Annotated in this window: 15 protein-coding genes; 7 read left to right on the top strand and 8 right to left on the bottom strand. The window is 70.1% G+C overall.

Annotation, left to right across the window (positions count from 1 at the left end; all coding sequences use genetic code 11):
* Positions 1-40 precede the first annotated feature (40 nt).
* From IZR01_RS27855 to IZR01_RS27845, 3 genes are all read right to left on the bottom strand, one after another.
* A complete protein-coding gene (locus IZR01_RS27855; RefSeq protein ID WP_194925571.1) occupies positions 41-799 on the bottom strand; it encodes a hypothetical protein in 759 nt (252 codons plus the stop codon).
* 78 nt (positions 800-877) lie between these two features.
* Complete coding sequence (locus tag IZR01_RS27850; RefSeq protein ID WP_194925570.1) at positions 878-2371, bottom strand: WD40 repeat domain-containing protein; 1494 nt, start codon at positions 2369-2371, stop codon at positions 878-880.
* A gap of 76 nt (positions 2372-2447) precedes the next feature.
* Positions 2448-3341 carry an NADP-dependent oxidoreductase gene (locus IZR01_RS27845; RefSeq protein WP_194893219.1) on the bottom strand — a complete coding sequence of 298 codons (894 nt, stop codon included), beginning with the start codon at positions 3339-3341 and terminating at the stop codon, positions 2448-2450.
* Positions 3342-3411: 70 nt separating this feature from the next.
* Here IZR01_RS27845 and IZR01_RS27840 point away from each other — a divergent pair, with 70 nt between their 5' ends.
* Entirely contained in the window at positions 3412-4056 is a 645-nt protein-coding gene (locus IZR01_RS27840) for a TetR/AcrR family transcriptional regulator (protein ID WP_194893220.1), read from the top strand.
* Positions 4057-4083: 27 nt separating this feature from the next.
* On the opposite strand, the gene IZR01_RS27835 is transcribed toward IZR01_RS27840, so the two are convergent.
* Complete coding sequence (locus IZR01_RS27835) at positions 4084-4701, bottom strand: HAD family hydrolase (RefSeq protein ID WP_194893221.1); 618 nt, start codon at positions 4699-4701, stop codon at positions 4084-4086.
* A gap of 241 nt (positions 4702-4942) precedes the next feature.
* On the opposite strand from IZR01_RS27835, the gene IZR01_RS52545 reads away from it, so the two are divergent.
* Positions 4943-6157, top strand: a complete 1215-nt coding sequence (locus IZR01_RS52545; protein ID WP_194893222.1) for a PucR family transcriptional regulator — start codon at positions 4943-4945, stop codon at positions 6155-6157.
* A gap of 147 nt (positions 6158-6304) precedes the next feature.
* Here the strand turns inward: IZR01_RS52545 and IZR01_RS27825 are convergent, their stop codons facing one another.
* The 4 genes from IZR01_RS27825 to IZR01_RS27810 form a co-directional block, all read right to left on the bottom strand.
* Entirely contained in the window at positions 6305-6811 is a 507-nt protein-coding gene (locus IZR01_RS27825; RefSeq protein WP_194893223.1) for a VOC family protein, read from the bottom strand.
* 216 nt (positions 6812-7027) lie between these two features.
* Entirely contained in the window at positions 7028-7711 is a 684-nt protein-coding gene (locus IZR01_RS27820; RefSeq protein ID WP_194925569.1) for an SDR family NAD(P)-dependent oxidoreductase, read from the bottom strand.
* 92 nt (positions 7712-7803) lie between these two features.
* Positions 7804-7989, bottom strand: coding sequence for a hypothetical protein (locus IZR01_RS27815; RefSeq protein ID WP_194925568.1), 186 nt, complete (start codon positions 7987-7989; stop codon positions 7804-7806).
* The gene (locus IZR01_RS27810; protein ID WP_228554285.1) at positions 7982-8653 is read right to left on the bottom strand and encodes a DsbA family oxidoreductase; all 672 of its coding nucleotides are present in this window, start codon (positions 8651-8653) and stop codon (positions 7982-7984) included. Before IZR01_RS27810 ends, IZR01_RS27815 begins: the two co-directional genes overlap by 8 nt.
* A 91-nt stretch (positions 8654-8744) precedes the next feature.
* Here IZR01_RS27810 and IZR01_RS27805 point away from each other — a divergent pair, with 91 nt between their 5' ends.
* The 5 genes from IZR01_RS27805 to IZR01_RS27785 form a co-directional block, all read left to right on the top strand.
* Complete coding sequence (locus IZR01_RS27805; protein WP_194925567.1) at positions 8745-9314, top strand: TetR/AcrR family transcriptional regulator; 570 nt, start codon at positions 8745-8747, stop codon at positions 9312-9314.
* 144 nt (positions 9315-9458) lie between these two features.
* Positions 9459-11102, top strand: a complete 1644-nt coding sequence (locus tag IZR01_RS27800; protein WP_323747114.1) for a TIGR02677 family protein — start codon at positions 9459-9461, stop codon at positions 11100-11102.
* Positions 11099-12322 carry a TIGR02678 family protein gene (locus IZR01_RS27795; RefSeq protein WP_228560364.1) on the top strand — a complete coding sequence of 408 codons (1224 nt, stop codon included), beginning with the start codon at positions 11099-11101 and terminating at the stop codon, positions 12320-12322. The genes IZR01_RS27800 and IZR01_RS27795 overlap by 4 nt, the downstream gene beginning before the upstream one ends.
* Positions 12319-16485, top strand: coding sequence for a TIGR02680 family protein (locus IZR01_RS27790; protein ID WP_194925566.1), 4167 nt, complete (start codon positions 12319-12321; stop codon positions 16483-16485). Before IZR01_RS27795 ends, IZR01_RS27790 begins: the two co-directional genes overlap by 4 nt.
* A gap of 5 nt (positions 16486-16490) precedes the next feature.
* Positions 16491-17592, top strand: a 1102-nt coding sequence (locus IZR01_RS27785) for a TIGR02679 family protein (RefSeq protein WP_194925565.1), incomplete at its 3' end; no start/stop codon positions are given.

Below are 17592 nucleotides of genomic sequence, written 5' to 3'. Positions count from 1 at the left end.
ACGCCGGGTTGCAATAACCAGACAGTCAGCCGAAATTTCCCTACGCGACCGGCCCCGCCCACCTCGTCTGCCGCTGAGCCCACTCAAGCCGCGGCCACATCAGATAGAGCCCGGCCACCGCGAGCGGCACGACGAAGCTCGCCACCACCTCCGCGTCGTAAGCGTGCGACAGCCGCAGCGCCGCGGTCACAGCTACCGAAACAGCGGCCAGAAGGTACGCGGCCACCATCCGCTCAGGGTGCACCCTGAAGTAGGTGAAGTAGAGCGCTGACACAGACTCGAACAGCACGGTGAACACCAGCAGCGCCAAGAACCCGCCGCCGTCGTTGTTGCCACGTCGGCCCGGGTCGTCGTAGGTGGAGACGTCCCCCTCGCCGAGGGTGCGAACCGTGACGCAATGCCCCCGCCACAAGGTGACGACGGCGGCCTCCCCGAAATCGGGCTCGCCATTCGTGTCGTCTATATCGGTGACGACCAGCGCGCCGTTCGACAGCCGGAGCTCAAGCGTCCACATCGGGTCTTTGCCTCCGGACAGCGAGGCAGACTTCAGCGTCGCCGCCACCTCCGCCTTGCAGGCCGCCGAAGCGGAAGGCGGCGCGGATGAGGCGCACACCGGCGCGGCATCGAACCGCGCCAATTCGGCGTGAGCCCTCGTATCGGCTAGCGCGAGTAACACCGACCCCAAGGCGGCCAGCGCGGCGAGGAACCCGAAGACGCAGCCTGCGCCGCGCGCGAACTTCCGCGTCATCGGCTGCCGGGGCCGCGATGCGCGACCCAACGACACCTGAGACAGTGACATCGGTCTCCCCTCCCGAAGTCACTGATCGTACGCGCGGGTATCCGAGCATGTTCACAACCCGGCCGTACCTCAGGAGCGTCAGACCCCGCGGTACCTCAGAACCGCGACTTCACTATCGAAGCCGACCGCTATGGAGTCATCTCCGGAGTCATCCGACAACGCGGCCACCGCGCTCACCGTCGACGGGAACGGCAGTGGCTCGCCCACCTGCGTGCCGGTGGCCAAGTCCCACACCGCGACACCGCCGTAGGCCCATTCGCTGCCGATACCGGCGATGACGCACGGCCGGCCGCGTAGCCGGGCTATCGCCAACGCCGCTATGTACCCTCCTCGATCCTTCATGGGCTCGCCGATCGCCTCGCCGGTGCGCGGATCCCAGACCTGGATCGTGCGGTCGTGCGCGGTGACGATGATCGTGCGGCCGTCCGCTTCCCCGGTGGCGATCACCGGTGACTCGTCGTCGAACTCGATGGCCAGCGGGCCGATCGGTTCTCCGCTTTCCACGTCCCACAACCGAAGGGGCGTCGTGCCGTCCGTGGTGGCGACGGCCGGGCGGCCGTCGAGTTCGAGGAGCGCCAGGGCCGGTCGCCAGCCCCAAGGCCCGTCGGGACCTGCGACCGAAGCGCGCTCGACGTGCCGCCGGTCGGTGTTCATCGGCCCATCCACAGGCTGTCCGCTCGCCTGGTCCCACAGCCGCACCGTGGAGTCCATGCCGCAGCTGACGACGACTTGGCGACCGTCCAAGACGGCCGTGGTCAACGTGCTCACCGGCTTGGTGTGTCCGGGCACATGCCCGGAGATCGCAGACCCGATCGTCCCGCGCGCAGCCAACTCCCAGATCCACAGCGCGCTGGAGGGGAAGTCCCCGCCCGAGGCGATGACCCAGGCCGTGCCGTCCACCTCGACGATGGTCGCCGCGTCCACCTCGCCGAAGTCGATCGAGTACGGCTCCGCATACGGCTCGCCGCTCGCCGCGTCGTACACCGACAGCACCGCGCCGTCGAAGTCCACGGCGAGAATCTGGTCTCCCAGAAGGAATCGGGAGGCTGTCCGGACCTCGGCATAGTCGGCCGCGGGCTCGTACTGGCACTCGCCGTCCATCGCGGTGAGGTCCCAGACCTTGACGACGTCGCCGTCCTCGTCCCCGTCCTCGACGTCCTCGTCGGCGTCGTGCTCGCCGACCAGCACCAGGCGGCCGTCGACCAGCCCGGTCGCCAGTCCGTCCACCGGACCGGGGGTCTCGAAGGCGAAGCGCAGCCGGTCATCGAGGGCTGATCCAGTCGCCCAGGTCACGGTCCAGGGCGCGGGCTCGTCGTCGAGCGGGACGTCAGCGATCCGGGCCGACAACTCCGGCTGGCCGAACCGGGCGGCGTCCAGGGCCAGCAGGTGGCGTCGTACCCGCGGTGAGTATTCGCCGTGCACCCGCATCGATGCCCGGTAGACGGCCGCCGTCACCGACCCTTCGGAGGTCGTGGCGGCTCCCAACAGCGCCAGCACCTGCTCCTGATCGGCGTTCACGAGCCACCAGGGATCGATCACCCCCGGCCCCTCGCGATGAAGATCACCAATCATGCTCGGGATGTTAACGAGCCCGCCCGAGCCGCACGCCGGTACTTCTACCGCCAGGCTCTCAGACGACGAAGACCCCTTAGACGACGATGACTCGGCGCCCGCGTGTGTGCCCGGCCTGGCTGTCGGCGTGCGCGGCCGCGGTCTCGGCGAGCGGATAGGTCTTCTCGACCGGGATGTGGAGCCGTCCGCGGGTGATGAGGTCGACGGCCTCGGCGAGTGCGTCCGGCAGGCTCCCCGCCACGCCGGAGAACCGGACGCCGAACTCCGGCGCCCCGAGATCGGCGATCGAGATCACCTTCCGCGGATCCCCGGTCAGCTCCACGAGTTCGCGCACCACGCCCGAGCCGGCCAGGTCCAGCGCCGCGTCGATGGGGCCGAACCGCCGTACCCGCTCGACCCAGCCCTCGCCGTAAGTGGTGGCGACGGCGCCGAGGCCGCGTACGTAGTCCTGGTTCGCGGCGCCGGCCGTGCCGATCACCTTGATGCCCCGGTCGCGGGCGATCTGGAGCACCGCCGATCCGGCCCCGCCGGAGGCGCCGCTGACCAGCAGCGTCTGGCCGGACCGCACCCCGACCTCGCGCAGGACGCGCAACGCGGTCTCGACCACGGACGGGTATCCGGCCGCCTCCTCGAACGTCAGGCCCTCGGGCATGCGGGCCCACACCGAGAGCACGGCGTGCTCGGCGAAAGTACTCGAGCCCTCGCCGAACACCCGGTCCCCGGCTTCGAACCCTGTGACGCCCGCGCCGATCTCGTCCACCACCCCGGCGCCCTCGATCCCGATCCCGGCCGGCAACTCGATCGGACGCGCCTGCTGGAACTGGCCCTCCCGGAGCCGCCAGTCGTGGGCGTTCACGGCTGCGGCGCGCACCGCTATGCGTATCTGGCCCGGGCCCGCGTGGGGCTCGTCGGCGTCGGTGAGGCGCAGGACGTCCGGACCGCCGAACTCGGCGAAGATCACCTTCTTCATGCCGCCGACAATAGCACTAACGGTTAGTGTTTCGAAACGGGTAGCACTTCATACCTGCTAGTGTCAGTGCATGACCGTGCCGACAGTGCCGCCCGGCCGTCGCGAGCGCAAGAAGGCCGCGACCCGCCAGAAGATCGCCGATACGGCACTGCGCTTGTTCCTGGAGCACGGCTACGACGCGGTGGGCATCCGCGAGGTCGCCGCCGAGGCCGACGTGGCGGTCACCACGGTCTTCGCCCACTTCGCCTCGAAAGAGGCCTTGGTCTTCGACCAGGACGAGCACTTCGAGCAGCGCCTCACCTACGCGGTCACCGCCCGCGCCCCCCAGGACCCGCTCATCCCCGCGCTACGCCAGGAGACCGGGGCCCTGCTGAGTCACTGCACGACTGAGGAAGCGGCGCCGCTCTGGCAACTGATCGAGGGATCGTCCGCGCTGCGCCAGTACGAGGTGTCGATGCGGCTGCGGCACGCGCAGTCGCTGGCCGCCGCCATCACCGCCGACCCGGCCAGCCCGCGGGACGCGACGGCCTGCCGCACCATCGCGCGCTTCGCGATCGACGCCTTCTCGCTGGCCCGCGAGGCCGACGACCCGCAGGCCGCGCTGGACGAGGTGTTCCGGATGATCGATGCGGCCTGGGAAGCCGCGCTGCTGAGTTCGTCCGAAGACGGTGAATCCGAAGACAGCGAATCCGAAGACGGTGAAGAAGGCTCCTGATTCGGTCTTCGTGCTGGACCGGGCGCGTCAGATCGCCAACAGCCGACGCAACTTCGGAACCGTGATCTGCTCATCGACGCCGTGCAGCGTGACCATCCCCATAGCGGCCGCCGGTGGGAGATTCTGCTCCGAATCATCGACGAAGACGCAGTCCTCGGGCGCCACCTTCAACAGCTCACAGGTCACCTCGAAGATCCGCGGATCCGGCTTCCGCATCGCATAGCGATCGGAGAACACGACGACATCGAACTTTCCCGGCAAGTCATACAGCGCATAGGGATCGTACGGCGCGCGCCCCAACGAGTTGGTCAGCACAGCGGTCTTCACACCGGCCGCGCGCGCATCGGTGACCAGCCGCAGCATCTCGTAGGCCGGATCCATCTCCAACAAAAGCCGGCCCATCAAATCCTCTGGCCGCACCCCGATCAGCGCAGCCATCCCGACATTCCACTCCGCCTGATCGATCTCCCCGAGCTCCAGCTGCTGATACAACAGCCGGCCTTCGGGCGACCCCCACCCCTCGCTTAAGAACGTCATCGGCCGCAATCCTTCGCGCTGCTCAAAACGCGCATAGACCTCCACCAGGTTGTCGGTCAGCACGCCGGCGAAATCCGTGATCAAGGCCTGGTGGCGGGGTGACGTCATGGGATGAGATTAGCGATGTGGCGGCGATGGCTGCACTTGGCATGGAATGTGCGATCCAGCGGGCAGTCTCTGGCCGCGAATCCGTGAGCCTGGCCTGTACAACAGCAATCGCCACGCGCGGGCGCGGAAGCCGCGACCGGATCGTGACGGCCGCGACCAGATCGCGACGACTGCGACCAGATCACGGAGGCTGCGTGATTCGACCTTCGCGGAGATACCCCCGCGACTAGCATCTCCAAGTATGGCGGCAGTTCATACGCCGGAGGTCGAGGCTGAGGCCCGGGCCCTCGTGGCGCGGTTCGCGGAACGGCTCGACGAGCTGGCCGATCTCATGGCCGCGCACATCCTGGCTGAGTCGGCCGTATTGCGTTCCTTGGTGGCCGAGCCCGAACTGCGGGTGACCTGCGCCCAGAACATCAACCAGCTCCTGACCGTGCTCGGCGGCCGCCCCCCGGCCGGCTCGGCACCGGTCGACACCGGGCGGGCCGGCGTCCGCGACGGCGTGCCGATGTCGGCCCTGTTCGACGCCTACCAGATCGGGGCGACCTTCCTGTGGGAGGAACTCGCCGAAGCCGGAGCCCGAGACGGCTGGTCGGCGGCCGCGGTGATCCTGCTCGCGACCAAGTCCTGGCGGCACCTTCACGAGTTCACCACCGCCATGTCCGAGAGCTATCGCGCCGAGCTGGAAACGCGGGTCCGCAAGCAGGTGCGCCGGCGCTCCGCTTTGGTGCAGGCGCTGTTGGAAGGGAACCTGGCCGACCCCGAACTGTGGGAGGCCGCAGACCTCTTACGCCTCCCGCATCAAGGTCCGTATGTGGTGATCGCCGCACGAGTGGCCGCGATCGCGGAGTCGGCCCTGCCGAGCATCGAGCAGACACTCGACGCCCTGGGCATCGGTTCCGCCTGGCAGCTCACCCACGACCTGGAAGTCGGCGTGGCCAGCCTGCCGCGCCCCGGCGACCAGTTCGACCGGCTGATCGAGAAGCTCGACGCGGACGGCGCGAGCCGAGTCGGCGTCAGCCCCCTGTACGAGGACCTGGCAGCCACCTCGCAGGCGGTACGACTGGCGCAGATCGCCCTGCGCGGCGCCGCAGACCAGGGCCGGGTCGTGGTCTTCGGGCGGGACCCGCTATCAGTGGCGGCGGCCAGCGCCCCGGACGTGATGAGGCGGCTGGCCCGGGCCATCCTGGGCGGCCTGGACAGCATGCCGGCCGAGGACCGGGTCCTCCTGCTGGACACCTTCGGCGCGTGGCTGGACAGCTCCGGCTCAACCGAGGAGACGGCACGGCGCCTGCACGTCCACCCGAACACGGTGCGCTACCGCCTCCGGCGCCTGGAGGAACGAACCGGCCGGTTACTGTCAGACCCCCGGCAAGTAGCCGAGTTGAGCCTCGCCTTCGAGGTCGTGCGAGGGCGGGAGCCGAGGTCGGCGGTCGCCGAGACATATAGCGGTTAGCGGCTGCGTTGGGCTGCGTTGGGCTGCGTTGGGCTGCGGCGCTGGGTCGCGCCCCGCTGACGCTCTCGGGGCCCGTGCGGCAAATGGCACAGGCCCCGAGGAGATGTGGCGGGGGAGCTCACCAGCTCACCAGCTCACCCGTCAGGTTCAGCGTGCGAGTGCTGTGGAGACACCGATGCCGCTGAGGGTCTCGGCCCCGAATCGCTCGATATCGGCGTCGATGTCGAGCGGTCCGCTGACTTGCGGGTCTATTCCGGGAAGCAGCTCGGCGGGCACGAGCCAGCAGACCTCGAACTCCAGCCCGTCCGGGTCCTTGGCGTAGAGGGACTTGGTGGTGCCGTGGTCGGTCTCGTTGACTAGCGCTCCGGCTTCGGTCAGTCGGTTCTTGACGTCCTTGAGTTCAGGCAGCGTCTCGACTTCCCAGGCCAGGTGAAAGAGCCCGACCGTGCTTACTCCGGCCTCGGAGTCACCGGCGTCGGCGCCGGTGTGGAACAAGCCGAGGTCGTGGTCGTTGGTGGAGCCCCCGGCCCGGAGGAACGCGGCGTTGGGCGTGCGGAACACGACGCGGAAGCCGAGCAGGCTCGTGTAGAACTCGACGCTGGTTTCGAGATCGCGGATGTGGAGGACGGCGTGGTTGAGGCGGTGAATGGCCATGGGTGTCTCCTTGATCGTCATGTGGTGGAACGATGAAGAGAAGCGTGCGGGGCCCGGGGACGGGCCTCTCGCGAGGTGGTGGTCGTCGGCTGGGCCGTCGCACGCTCGACACGGGTGGATCGGCTCGCCGGTCGCGATCGTGTGTGCCGCTGAAGCGTCGTGGATTCGACCAGGCGCTGAGGTGACCGTGGGCCGGTGATTCGCTTGCCGTGTCGGTCAGATCTGGGGAGCCGGGGCCTCGGCGAGCGCGATGTGGTGGTACTCCGCCTGCTCCGGGTTCTCGTAGAGCTTCCAGTATTCGCGGGCGATGACGGCGGCGTCCGCCTCGGGATGGCCGCCGTTGATCCAGGCGCTGATGGCCAGGTGCGCGACGTGCACGCCGTGTGGCTTGGCGGCGTTGTGCAGGTTGAGCGCCCAGTTGCGCAGTCCGGCATGGGCGATGTTGATGTCGCCGATCATGGCGACCGGGGTGATCGAACCACCGCCGGTGGTGATGATGACGGTCCCGTGGCCGGCTTTGATCATCGCCGGCAGGACCTGCTGTACGGCGGCGATACCACCGTAGAGGTGGAACTCCAGCTGCGGGGCGAGGCTGGCGCGGTCGACGTTGAGGGCGTCGACCATGCCCAGGCCCGGATCGAGCGGGGAGAATTCGAGGACGTCGATGGCGCCGAAGGCGTCCGTGGCGGCCGTGAGCGCGCCGGCGATCGAGTCCGGGTCGGTGACGTCTCCGGCAAACCCGCGCGCCTCGATACCTTCGGAGCCAAGTGTGGCGGCGAGTTCGTCGAGTTTCGACTGGGTCCGGGAGATCAGCGCGACAGCGAAGCCCTCCTTGCCGAAGACGCGGGCGATCTCGAGTCCCAGGCCGGGGCCTGCGCCGACGATGGCGATGACGGGCATAGCTGTTTCTCCTTGTTTTGGTGAACCGCGTGTAGGTTTTCGACTGCGACGATCATGAATGTCTACAGACATCTACAGACATCTACAGACGTCTACAGACGTGGCGTGTGTGCAGTCGATGCCGGTTTGGCGGGCAAAGGTTGTTCGGGAACGGGATCAGCGGTCGGTGTCGCGGTATCAGGCAGCGCGCATACTCCGGTCGCGGCATCGCAGTAGCCGTGCACGTCGGTGCCGACCAACTCCAGCTGCGTCCAGGCGGATGCGCCGTCGTCAGCCATTAGCCCGCTCCCACGCCTGATCTATAGCGGCGGCGTACTCGTCGACGCCGACCGCGCCCGGGATGCCAAGCCGGTTGCCGAGGACGGTGAACGGCACCCCACGTGCACCCAGGGCCACGGCGGCGTCGTGATCGGCACGGACCGCGTCCGCGAAGCGGTCGGTGGCGAGCACCTCGCGAACCGCCTCGGCCGCAATGCCGAGTCCCTCGCCGATCCGCACCAGCGTGTCGTGCTCGAACGCCTCCGGGTTCCCGCTGAACACTTCGGCCTGCATCGCCCGCAGGTACTCCCACGCCACGCCGTACGAGGCACCCAGATGCACGAGGCGCAGCTGGTCGAGAGTGTTGCGCGCAAGACGATCGACCTTGTAGGGCAACCCCTCGGCGGCGGCCAGCCCGGCCAACTTCCGCTCCATCGAACGCGCCTGCGCCACCGGGACCCCGTACTTGTTCGCCAGGTAGTCCACAGTCGGGGAGACATGCGCAGGTGCGTCAGGATCGAGTACGAAAGTGTGGACCTTCACCTCGATCTCGGCGGCGTGCGGCGAGCTGGCGATCGCACTGCTCAGCCGCTCCTCGCCCAGGTAGCACCAGGGGCAGAGCACGTCCGCCCACACGTCGATCGTCAGCCGAGCAGGTGCCTTGGCCGGCGTTGTCATTTCCATCCAAGGGCCTCCCTCCAGTAAGTTGAGTACCCTCTCAAAATTCAGCATAGCACCTAACTTGAGAACACCCTCAAGATGAGACGGGGCCACCATGACCGAGGCGAGACCACTACGGCGCGACGCGCGCGACAACATCGCGAAACTCCAGGCCGCCGCACTCGAGGTCTTCCTGGCCAAGGGCCTGGACGCCTCCCTGGACGAGATCGCGCGCACCGCGGGCGTGAGTATCGGGACCCTCTACAACCGCTTCGGCTCCCGCGAAGGCCTGATCGACGCGGTGGTCCCCGAGGTGGCAGGCAGCAAGCTGCTGGTCTTCGGGGCCGGCGTGCTGGCCAAGGACACCCCCCGCGAGCGGCTCGAAGAGTTCGTCACCGGCATGATCGAACTCCAAGGCGAGGACCCCGCACTCAACGACGCGATCCTGCGCCGCTACCCGGACGCAGTAGCCCTCCTCGGCATCTGCGACCGATCCATAGCCCTCGGACGAGACCTTGTACGCGACGCACACGCCGACGGATCCCTCTCACCGGACTTCACCGAGCACGACCTGTTCTGCATGCTCTGGCTCGCCGGCATCGCGAACCGCGACCCACACGCCCCGGCGAACTGGCAGCGCGTCATCACCCGCGCCCTCGACCAGGCCTGGACAGCGACGACCTAGCCCAGCCCCATCGCGACCCCGGCGCACACGAGCCCACATGTAGCCGACATTTCTGAGGTCCAAGGCCCCCGATCTGCGCCCGGAGGATGTCCCACTAACCCGTTCGGGTCTGAACCGGTCCGCCGAGATGACACAATTGGCGTCGTGACGGACGTGTCGACGCCGCAGCCCTTTGCCTACCTCGGCGCTCCGAACGTCCAACTCTATGCAACGGTCCTCGCCGTGTTCGCGCGGGCCAAGCAACGTTTCACAGTCCATCTGCGGCCCGAGGACGTCCTGGTCGACTGGCCGCGGGAATCCGATCGAACCGACTCCCCGGCCGACTCCCCGGCCGACTCCCCGGCCGGCGCCGCGCCGCCCCTGCCGGACACGGAAATGCTGGTCCAGGCCCTCGACAAGCTCGTCGAATGGGGCAACCTGCGTTCGGACGCCGACACCGGCCGGGTGAGCACGGTCGAGGATTTCAACCGCGCCCGGAAGATCTACCAGCTGACCCGGCACGGCCAGGCCGCGCTGGCCGCGATCGATCACTACGAGCAGGCCCTCGGCCAGCGCGGACGCCTGCAGACGGTGGCCCTGGCCGACATCGCCGAGCAGTTGGCCGCGCTCCTGGTCCACGCCGAGGCGCCGGCGCCGCCGGATCAGGCCGGCGTCGGTCTGCTGTTGTTCACTCTCACCGAGCGGTTCACCGGCCTGGCTGACAACGCCGAAGCCTTCATGTCCTCGCTGCGCCGCGCGGTCGACTTCACCGACGGCGCAGAGGACGCGTTCCTGGCCTACAAGGACCGGCTGATCGAGTACATCGACAAGTTCATCGCCGACCTGGCCAACCGCGGAGCGCAGATCGCGGGCCTGATCGAGCGGATCGAGGCGGCGGGTATCGGACGGATCCTGGACGCCGCGGCCCGTCGCGACGCGGTCGACGCCGTCCCCGAGGACGATGCGGATTCCGGCGCCGACGACGCCTATGCCGCGGCCGTCCGGGTCGCGGCCCGCGACTGGGAGAACCGCTGGCGGGGCTTGCGTGAATGGTTCGTCAGCACCGGGACCCGCCGTCCGTCGCAGGCCCGGTTGCTGCGCAACGCCGCGGTCAGCGGCATCACGAACCTGGTGAACACGGTCGCCGCGCTCAACGAACGCCGCGGCGGGCGTTCGGACCGTTCGGCCGACCTGCGTGCGCTGGCCCGGTTCTTCGCCCAGGCACCCGACGACGCCGCCGCGCACCGTCTGTGGCGAGCGGCCTTCGCGCTCGCGCCGGCCCGGCACCTGACCATCGACGCCCAGACCGAAGACGCCTGGGAGGCGGCGGATTACCCACCGGGAACCCCGTGGGCGGACGCCGAGCCCATGCGCATCAGCCCCAGACTGCGCGAGACCGGCTCCTACGAGCGTCGCGGCGCGCCGAATCGGGCGATCGACCGGGACGCCGGCCGCCGTCTGCTGGCGGCCGAAGCCGATCGGGAGGCGGCGGAGATCGCCGAGGCCCGCCGCCTGCTGGCCACCGACGGTCCCGTGCTGTTGTCGGAGTTGGCCGGCCCCGACGGCCTGGACCTCAGAGCTTTCCGGCTGTTCCTGTCGGTTCTCGGCGACGCGCTGGCCGCACGCCGTCCCGGTGCTACCACCACGACCGCCACCAGCGGCGACGGCTCGATGGAGATCCGCCTCAAGCTCGTGGACGCCGACCGGGTCGTCACCGTCCACACCGATGACGGCGTCCTGTCCGGCCCCGAACACGTCGTGGAGATCGTCGATCTGACCGAACACGCGCGACAGGCCGCGGCCCGATGACCGTCTCGACCTGGACCACGACCACATCGGCGGCCATGGGCGACCACGACGTCGAACGCCGCCGCGCCGCCCGTGCCCTGCTGTCCCACCCGCTGCTGACCGCGCGCGACGACGACTTCCGCCTGGTCCGCAAGCACGCCGCCGAGCTGGCGGGCTGGTTCGCCGACCAGGCCGGCTGGCGGCTGACCGTCGACGCCGAGACCGCACGGCTGGTCAAGAAGCCGGCCGACCTGGACGACCCGACCCGGCCGGCCCGTGCCCCGAAGACCAAGGTCCCGTTCACCCGGCGTCGCTATGTCCTGCTGTGCCTGGCCCTGGCGGTGCTGGAGCGATCGGAATCGCAGACCACGCTCGGCCGGCTCGCCGACGGCGTGCTGACCGGGTCGACCGACCCGGCGTTGACGGAGGCCGGGATCAGCTTCGGCATGGGGCGCCGTGAGGAGCGCGCAGACCTGGTCGCCGTGGTCAGGCTCCTGCTGTCCTGGGGCGTGCTGACCCGCGTGCAGGGCGACGAGGACGCCTTCGTCTCCGACGGCGGCAACGACGTGCTCTACGACGTCGATCGCCGGGTGAGCAGCGGTCTGCTCGCCACCTCGCGCGGGGCGTCCACCGTGACCGCCGCGTCGTTCGAGGAACGCCTGACGGCGCTGGCCGCCGAACCGGTGCCGGAAACGGACGATCTGCGTCTGCGCTCCCTGCGGCACGCGATGACCCGCCGCCTGCTGGACGACCCGGTCGTGTACTACGCCGATCTGACCGAGGCCGAACGCGCCTACCTGGTCAATCAGCGTGTCATCATCACCCGCCGCATCACCGAGCTGACCGGCCTGATTCCGGAGATGCGCGCCGAGGGCATCGCCATGCTCGACCCCGACGACACGCTCACCGATGTCCGCATGCCCGAACAGGGCACCGACGGCCACGTCACGCTGCTGATCGCCACCAAGATCGCCACTGACGGCACGGCGCCCACCCTGCCCGAGCTCGTCAGTTTCGTCCAGGCCCAGGCCAAGGCGCACTCCTCGTATTGGCGCAAGACCGCGACCGAACCGGCCGCCGCGGCGGACCTGGTCGAGCAGGCCGTCGCGAAGTTGGAGGCCCTGAACCTCCTCAAGCGGGTCCGCGACGACCACGGCCGGACCCGGATCCACCCCCGCTCGGCGCTGATGCGCTTCGCCATGACCGAACCCACGATCAAGAAGGCCGGAACCCGCTCGTGACCACCCCGACCGCGCTTCCGGCGCCCGCTCTTCCCCTGCCCGGCCGTGACCGTTGGCAGCCGCTGCGCGCCGGCCTGATCGACGTGTTCTACTACGACGCCGAGGAGTTCCGGTTCCACGACGGCCGTCTACTGCTGCGGGGCAACAACGGCACCGGCAAGTCCAAGGTCCTGGCGCTCACGCTGCCGTTCCTGCTGGACGGCGAACTGGTCCCGGCCCGGGTCGAACCCGACGGCGACCGCGCCAAGCGCATGGAGTGGAATCTCCTGCTCGGCGACAAGCACCCCCACGACGAGCGTCTGGGCTACACCTGGCTGGAGTTCGGCCGCATCGGTGACGACGGTGTCGCGCACTACCGCACCATCGGCTGCGCTCTGAAGGCCGTCAGGGGCCGCGGCATCGCCGATCATTGGTTCTTCGTCACCGACCAGCGGATCGGACCGGATCTGCCGTTGCGCAACGAGCACCGGGTTTCCTACTCCCGCAAGACGCTTGAGGAGAAGGTCGGCACACACGCTGTGTTCACGACCGCGAAGGCCTACCGGCGCGCGGTCGACGAAGCGCTGTTCGGACTGGGGACCGGGCGCTACGAGGCCCTGGTCAACCTGTTGATCCAGCTGCGGCAGCCACAGCTGTCGAAGAGGCCGGACGAGAAGCTGCTGTCGAAAGCGCTCACGGAGGCGCTGCCGCCGCTGGCCGACAGCCTGATCGGTGAGATCGCCGAGGCGTTCCGCGGTCTGCAGGACGAACGTGACGCCCTGGCCGCGCTGACCGAGGCCCGGGGCGCGGCCACGGCGTTCCTCATCCATTACCGCCGCTACGCCCAGGTCGCGACGAAACGAACGGCTGCCGGAGTGCGGCAGGCACACAGCAGGTACGAGCAGCTGGGCCGCGATCTCGGAGCCGCGACGACTGCGAGGGACCAGGCACACATCACCGTCACCGGGGCTGAGGAGGAACTGGCCGGGCTCGACGAGCGGAAGACGCTGCTGACCGCGCAGAAGGACGCTCTGAACCGCGACCCCGCGATGGACACCGCCCGGGAGATCGAGCGGCTGGCGAAGGCCGCCGAGACTTTGGCCGGGGTGGCTCGGAGCCGTGCCGGGGACCGGCAGCGGGCTGTGGGTGACACCGAAAAGTGGTCGGCGCGCGCCGAGCAGGCACGGGCCGACGCCGACGCCGACGACATCGCGGTCCAGCGTCTGCACCATGCGGCGAGCAGCTCCGCCGAGGCCTCCGGTGTCGATCACGCCACTGTCCGTGCGGCACTCACGGCGGCCTACAGCGATGCGGAGGGTTCTGTCGCGCCGGCCCGGCAGTGGGCCGACTCGCAGATCCGCAATCGGCAGCAGGCGATCAGCGGCCTGCGCGACCTCCACAAGACGGCCGAGTCGGCCGGCCGCGCTCTGGGGGCCGCACGGGCGGCCGCCGAGTCGGCCGCGAGCGAGGCGACCGCGGCGGCCGAACGTGCCTCGAACGCGGCCGACATCGTCATCGCGAGCGGTCGGTCCCTGGTGGGCGCGTGGGAATCGTGGAGCGCCGCCGGTGCCGAGATCGTTCTGCCCGACCGCGATGCGGCGTTGTCCGAACTCGAGCTCTGGGTCACCACCCTCGACGGGCCGAATCCGATGGCGCGCCAGGCTGAGGAGGTCGCCCGGCAGCACGAGGCGCAGCTGAACCGCCGGGTCGCGGACATCGACAACCACCGCGGGCAGGCCGGACGGGAACGGTCCGCACTCGGCGAGGAGATCACGCGCCTGGAACAGGGGCACCACGATGCTCCGCCGATCCCGCACACCCGCGACGCGGACGCCCGCACCGGCCGGCCGGGCGCGCCGCTGTGGAAGGTCGTGGACTTCCACGAGCACGTCACCGAGGCCGACCGGGCCGGGCTGGAGGCCGCGCTGGAGGCGTCGGGACTGCTGGACGCCTGGGTCGCCCCGGACGGGCGGCTGCTCGACGTCGGCGGCGACACCCTCGTGACGCCGATCGGGTCCGCGCCCGACGCCGGCCTCACCGCGGCCCTGCGTCCCGCGATCGACGCGGCCGATCCGCAGGCCGCCGCGCTGTCCGAATCGGCGGTCGCATCGGTCCTGGCCGGGATCGGCGGTATCGCGGCCGGAGCGCCCGAACCCGGCCACCACACGTGGATCAGTGCGGACGGGCGGTTCGGTATCGGCGTGTTGCGCGGTGCCTGGCACAAGGAATCGGCCTTCTACATCGGCGAGGGCGCCCGCGAGTCGGCTCGCCGGGCACGCCTGGCCGAACTCCGGTCCCGGATCGCTCTGCTCGACACCCGGATCAATGCTCTGATCGACGAGTCCGACGCCGTCGCACGGCGGCTGGCCGCGGTCGCGGACGAACTGCGTGCCCAGCCGTCCGATGCCGAAGTGCGTGAGGCCCACAGCAGCGCCGCGTTTCACGCCAAGGCGGCCCGGGGCGCCGGCGCGCGGCGTGACGAGGCGGCAGCGGCCGTCGGATTCGCCGCCGAGGCCGCCGACGAGGCTGCCTCCGGTGTCCTCGGCTTCGCCGAGGACACGCACCTTCCGTACGAAGCGGCCGCCCTGGACGCCGTCACCGAGGCCCTGAACGACTACCGCAACACCCTGTCCGAGCTGTGGCCCGCGCTGACGCAGGCCTCACGCTCCTCGAGAAGCGCCGCCACCGCCGAGAACGAGCGCCGACTGGCCGCCGCCCACCAGGCCGAGGCCGACAGGGCCGACGTCGGGGCCCGGCACGACGCCGAGGCGGCGGCCGAGGAGCACCGTATGCTCCTGGCGACGTCCGGTGCAGCGGTGGAAGAGCTCTACCGCAGGCTCGACGAGGTCCGTACCGCACTCGCCGCTGTCGAGTCCACCGCGTCGTCGGTCGCGGCCCGCCGCGAAGAAGCCGTCGTGGAGCGTGGTCGTGCCGAGGGCCGCCTGCAGCAGCTTCAAGACACCATCGCCGAGGCGACCGTCGTTCGCGACGAGGCGATCGCCGCCCTGCGCCGCTTCACCGCCACCGGCCTGCTCGCCACGTCCCTGCCGGATCTCGAACACCCCGACCCGGCCGAGTCCTGGGCTCCGGCCCCGGCCGTGGCTCTGGCCCGCTCCGCCGATGCCGCCTTGTCCGCGGTCGATGACACCGACGGTGCCTGGGAGCGTGTCCAGCAACGCGTCTCGCGTGAGCAACAAGAACTGTCGGGAGCTCTGGCCCGCCACGGCCACCAGGTCTCCATGACCCTGTCCCAGGATGGCCTGATGGTCGTGGAGGTGCTGTTCGCCGGCCGCGCCCAGGACGTGCCGTCGCTGGCCGCCGTCCTGGAGCGGGAGGTGGATCAGCGGGACCGGCTGCTGTCGGCCAAGGAGCGGGAACTGCTGGAGAACCACCTGGTCGGCGAGGTCGCGAGCGCCCTGCAGGAGCTCATCACCGAGGCCGAGGGCATGGTGGCGGCCATGAACCAGGACCTGGAGTCCCGTCCCACCTCCACGGGCATGGCGTTGCGGCTGGTCTGGCGCACCTCCAAGGGCGCGCCGGAGGGGTTGGAAGCCGTCCGGACCCGCCTGCTGCGCAAGGCGGTGGACGCCTGGAGCCCGGCCGACCGAGCCGCCGTCGGTGAGTTCCTCCAGCGCCGCATCGCCGACGACCGCGCGGCCAACCCGGCCGACACCTGGCACGACCAGCTGGCCCGCGCTTTCGACTACCGCGCCTGGCACGCCTTCGCCATCCAGCGCCGCACCGACGGCGCGTGGACCTCGGCCGTCGGCCCCGCGTCCGGCGGCGAACGGGTCCTGGCCGCCTCGGTGCCACTGTTCGCCGCGGCGTCCTCGCACTACTCCTCAGGACATCCGCACGCCCCGCGCCTGATCGCCCTCGACGAGGCCTTCGCAGGAGTCGACGATGACTCCCGGGCCAAGTGCCTCGGCCTGCTCGCGGCCTTCGACCTGGACGTCGTCATGACCTCCGAACGGGAATGGGCCTGCTACCCCACCGTGCCCGGCATCGGCATCGCCCAGCTGGCCCGGCACGAGGGTGTCGACGCGGTCCTGGTCACCCCGTGGCGCTGGGACGGACGCGACCGCGTTCGCACGGCACGGCCCGAACCATACCTGCCGCCCCAACGCGCCCGGGACACCGACCTGCCCTCCGGCGAGCCGGGCCCGACCCTGTTCGATATCTGATCCGCATGGCCGACGACCAGGCGCAGCCTCCCATCGACAGCGCGCGCCTGCATCGGCTGCTCGGCGCCCCGGAGCTGAATTGGCTGGTGGACCGGGTGGCCGAAAGGATCGCGGGCGGAGACCCGGCGGCCGAGGGAACCGCGACATTGGCCGTCCCCACACCGGAGCAGCGGCGCGCCGTCGAACGGCTGCTCGGAAGGCCCCCGGGCCGAGGCAGGTCGCTGACGGTCCGGCTACCGGACGTCGACACCGTCCTGAAGGACTCCGGGATCTGCCCCGCCGGTCTGGCCGCCGCGGTCCAAGCCCTCCGCGGCCCGATCAGCGTCCGCCAGGAAGCCGTGTCAGCTGCGCAGATCGCCTGGGAATCAGCCCACGAACCACTCGAAAGCCTGGCGGTCAAGCGCCCCGAACTCGCCGTCTGGCTGCACCGAGTCCGAACCACCGGCCTGCTCAAGCGACAGGCGGCCGACCCGGCGACCGGCGCCGAACTAGCCCGGCGAACGGCATGCGTCTTGGCCATGCTTCCGCACCCCGGCATCGTCCGCCAGGTCCTGGCCGCCCGCACCGTCGGCGACGCGCACGCCCTGGACGACGGCCGCCCGCTCACCGCCCTCGTGATGAGCGCGATCCGATCACTGGCCGCCCTGACGGTCGCCGACACCGCCGACGCCGAAGGCCGCCGCCACGCCTGGGCCACCGCCGGCGTCGCCACCGACGACCTCTCCTCCCGCGTCCTGGTACTTAACATCCCGCCCCCGGACGACGCCGGCTTCCTCGCCCGGCTCCTCGCCCTCGGCGCCACCGCGGGCGAGCCGCTCGTGCTGACCCTGCGGCACCTCGAATCCCTCCCGGACACGACGTCCACCAACCCCACCGCCGCCCGCGACCTGTCCGGAACCACCATCAGCGTCTGCGAGAACCCGGCAGTGGTATCAGCGGCGGCCACCGAACTGGGCCCCGCCTGCCCACCCCTGATCTGCCTGGAAGGCACCCCCTCCGTAGCCGCGACCCGCATCCTCCGCTGGCTCCTCGCACGCGGCGCCGCACTCCGCTACCACGGCGATTTCGACTGGGGAGGCACCCGCATCGCAGCCGGCGTCTTCACCC

It is taken from the genome of Catenulispora pinisilvae (assembly GCF_015356865.1).
GTDB classification, from domain to species: domain Bacteria; phylum Actinomycetota; class Actinomycetes; order Streptomycetales; family Catenulisporaceae; genus Catenulispora; species Catenulispora pinisilvae.
Note: the sequence above shows the minus strand (reverse complement) of the source record. Positions and strands in the feature narration are given on the sequence as shown.

Coding starts and splice junctions, on each gene's coding strand:
- IZR01_RS27855 (WP_194925571.1), bottom strand. CDS start 799: ATGTCACTGTCTCAGGTGTCGTTGGGTCGCGCATCGCGGCCCCGGCAG.
- IZR01_RS27850 (WP_194925570.1), bottom strand. CDS start 2,371: ATGATTGGTGATCTTCATCGCGAGGGGCCGGGGGTGATCGATCCCTGG.
- IZR01_RS27845 (WP_194893219.1), bottom strand. CDS start 3,341: ATGAAGAAGGTGATCTTCGCCGAGTTCGGCGGTCCGGACGTCCTGCGC.
- IZR01_RS27840 (WP_194893220.1), top strand. CDS start 3,412: ATGACCGTGCCGACAGTGCCGCCCGGCCGTCGCGAGCGCAAGAAGGCC.
- IZR01_RS27835 (WP_194893221.1), bottom strand. CDS start 4,701: ATGACGTCACCCCGCCACCAGGCCTTGATCACGGATTTCGCCGGCGTG.
- IZR01_RS52545 (WP_194893222.1), top strand. CDS start 4,943: ATGGCGGCAGTTCATACGCCGGAGGTCGAGGCTGAGGCCCGGGCCCTC.
- IZR01_RS27825 (WP_194893223.1), bottom strand. CDS start 6,811: ATGGCCATTCACCGCCTCAACCACGCCGTCCTCCACATCCGCGATCTC.
- IZR01_RS27820 (WP_194925569.1), bottom strand. CDS start 7,711: ATGCCCGTCATCGCCATCGTCGGCGCAGGCCCCGGCCTGGGACTCGAG.
- IZR01_RS27815 (WP_194925568.1), bottom strand. CDS start 7,989: ATGGCTGACGACGGCGCATCCGCCTGGACGCAGCTGGAGTTGGTCGGC.
- IZR01_RS27810 (WP_228554285.1), bottom strand. CDS start 8,653: ATGGAAATGACAACGCCGGCCAAGGCACCTGCTCGGCTGACGATCGAC.
- IZR01_RS27805 (WP_194925567.1), top strand. CDS start 8,745: ATGACCGAGGCGAGACCACTACGGCGCGACGCGCGCGACAACATCGCG.
- IZR01_RS27795 (WP_228560364.1), top strand. CDS start 11,099: ATGACCGTCTCGACCTGGACCACGACCACATCGGCGGCCATGGGCGAC.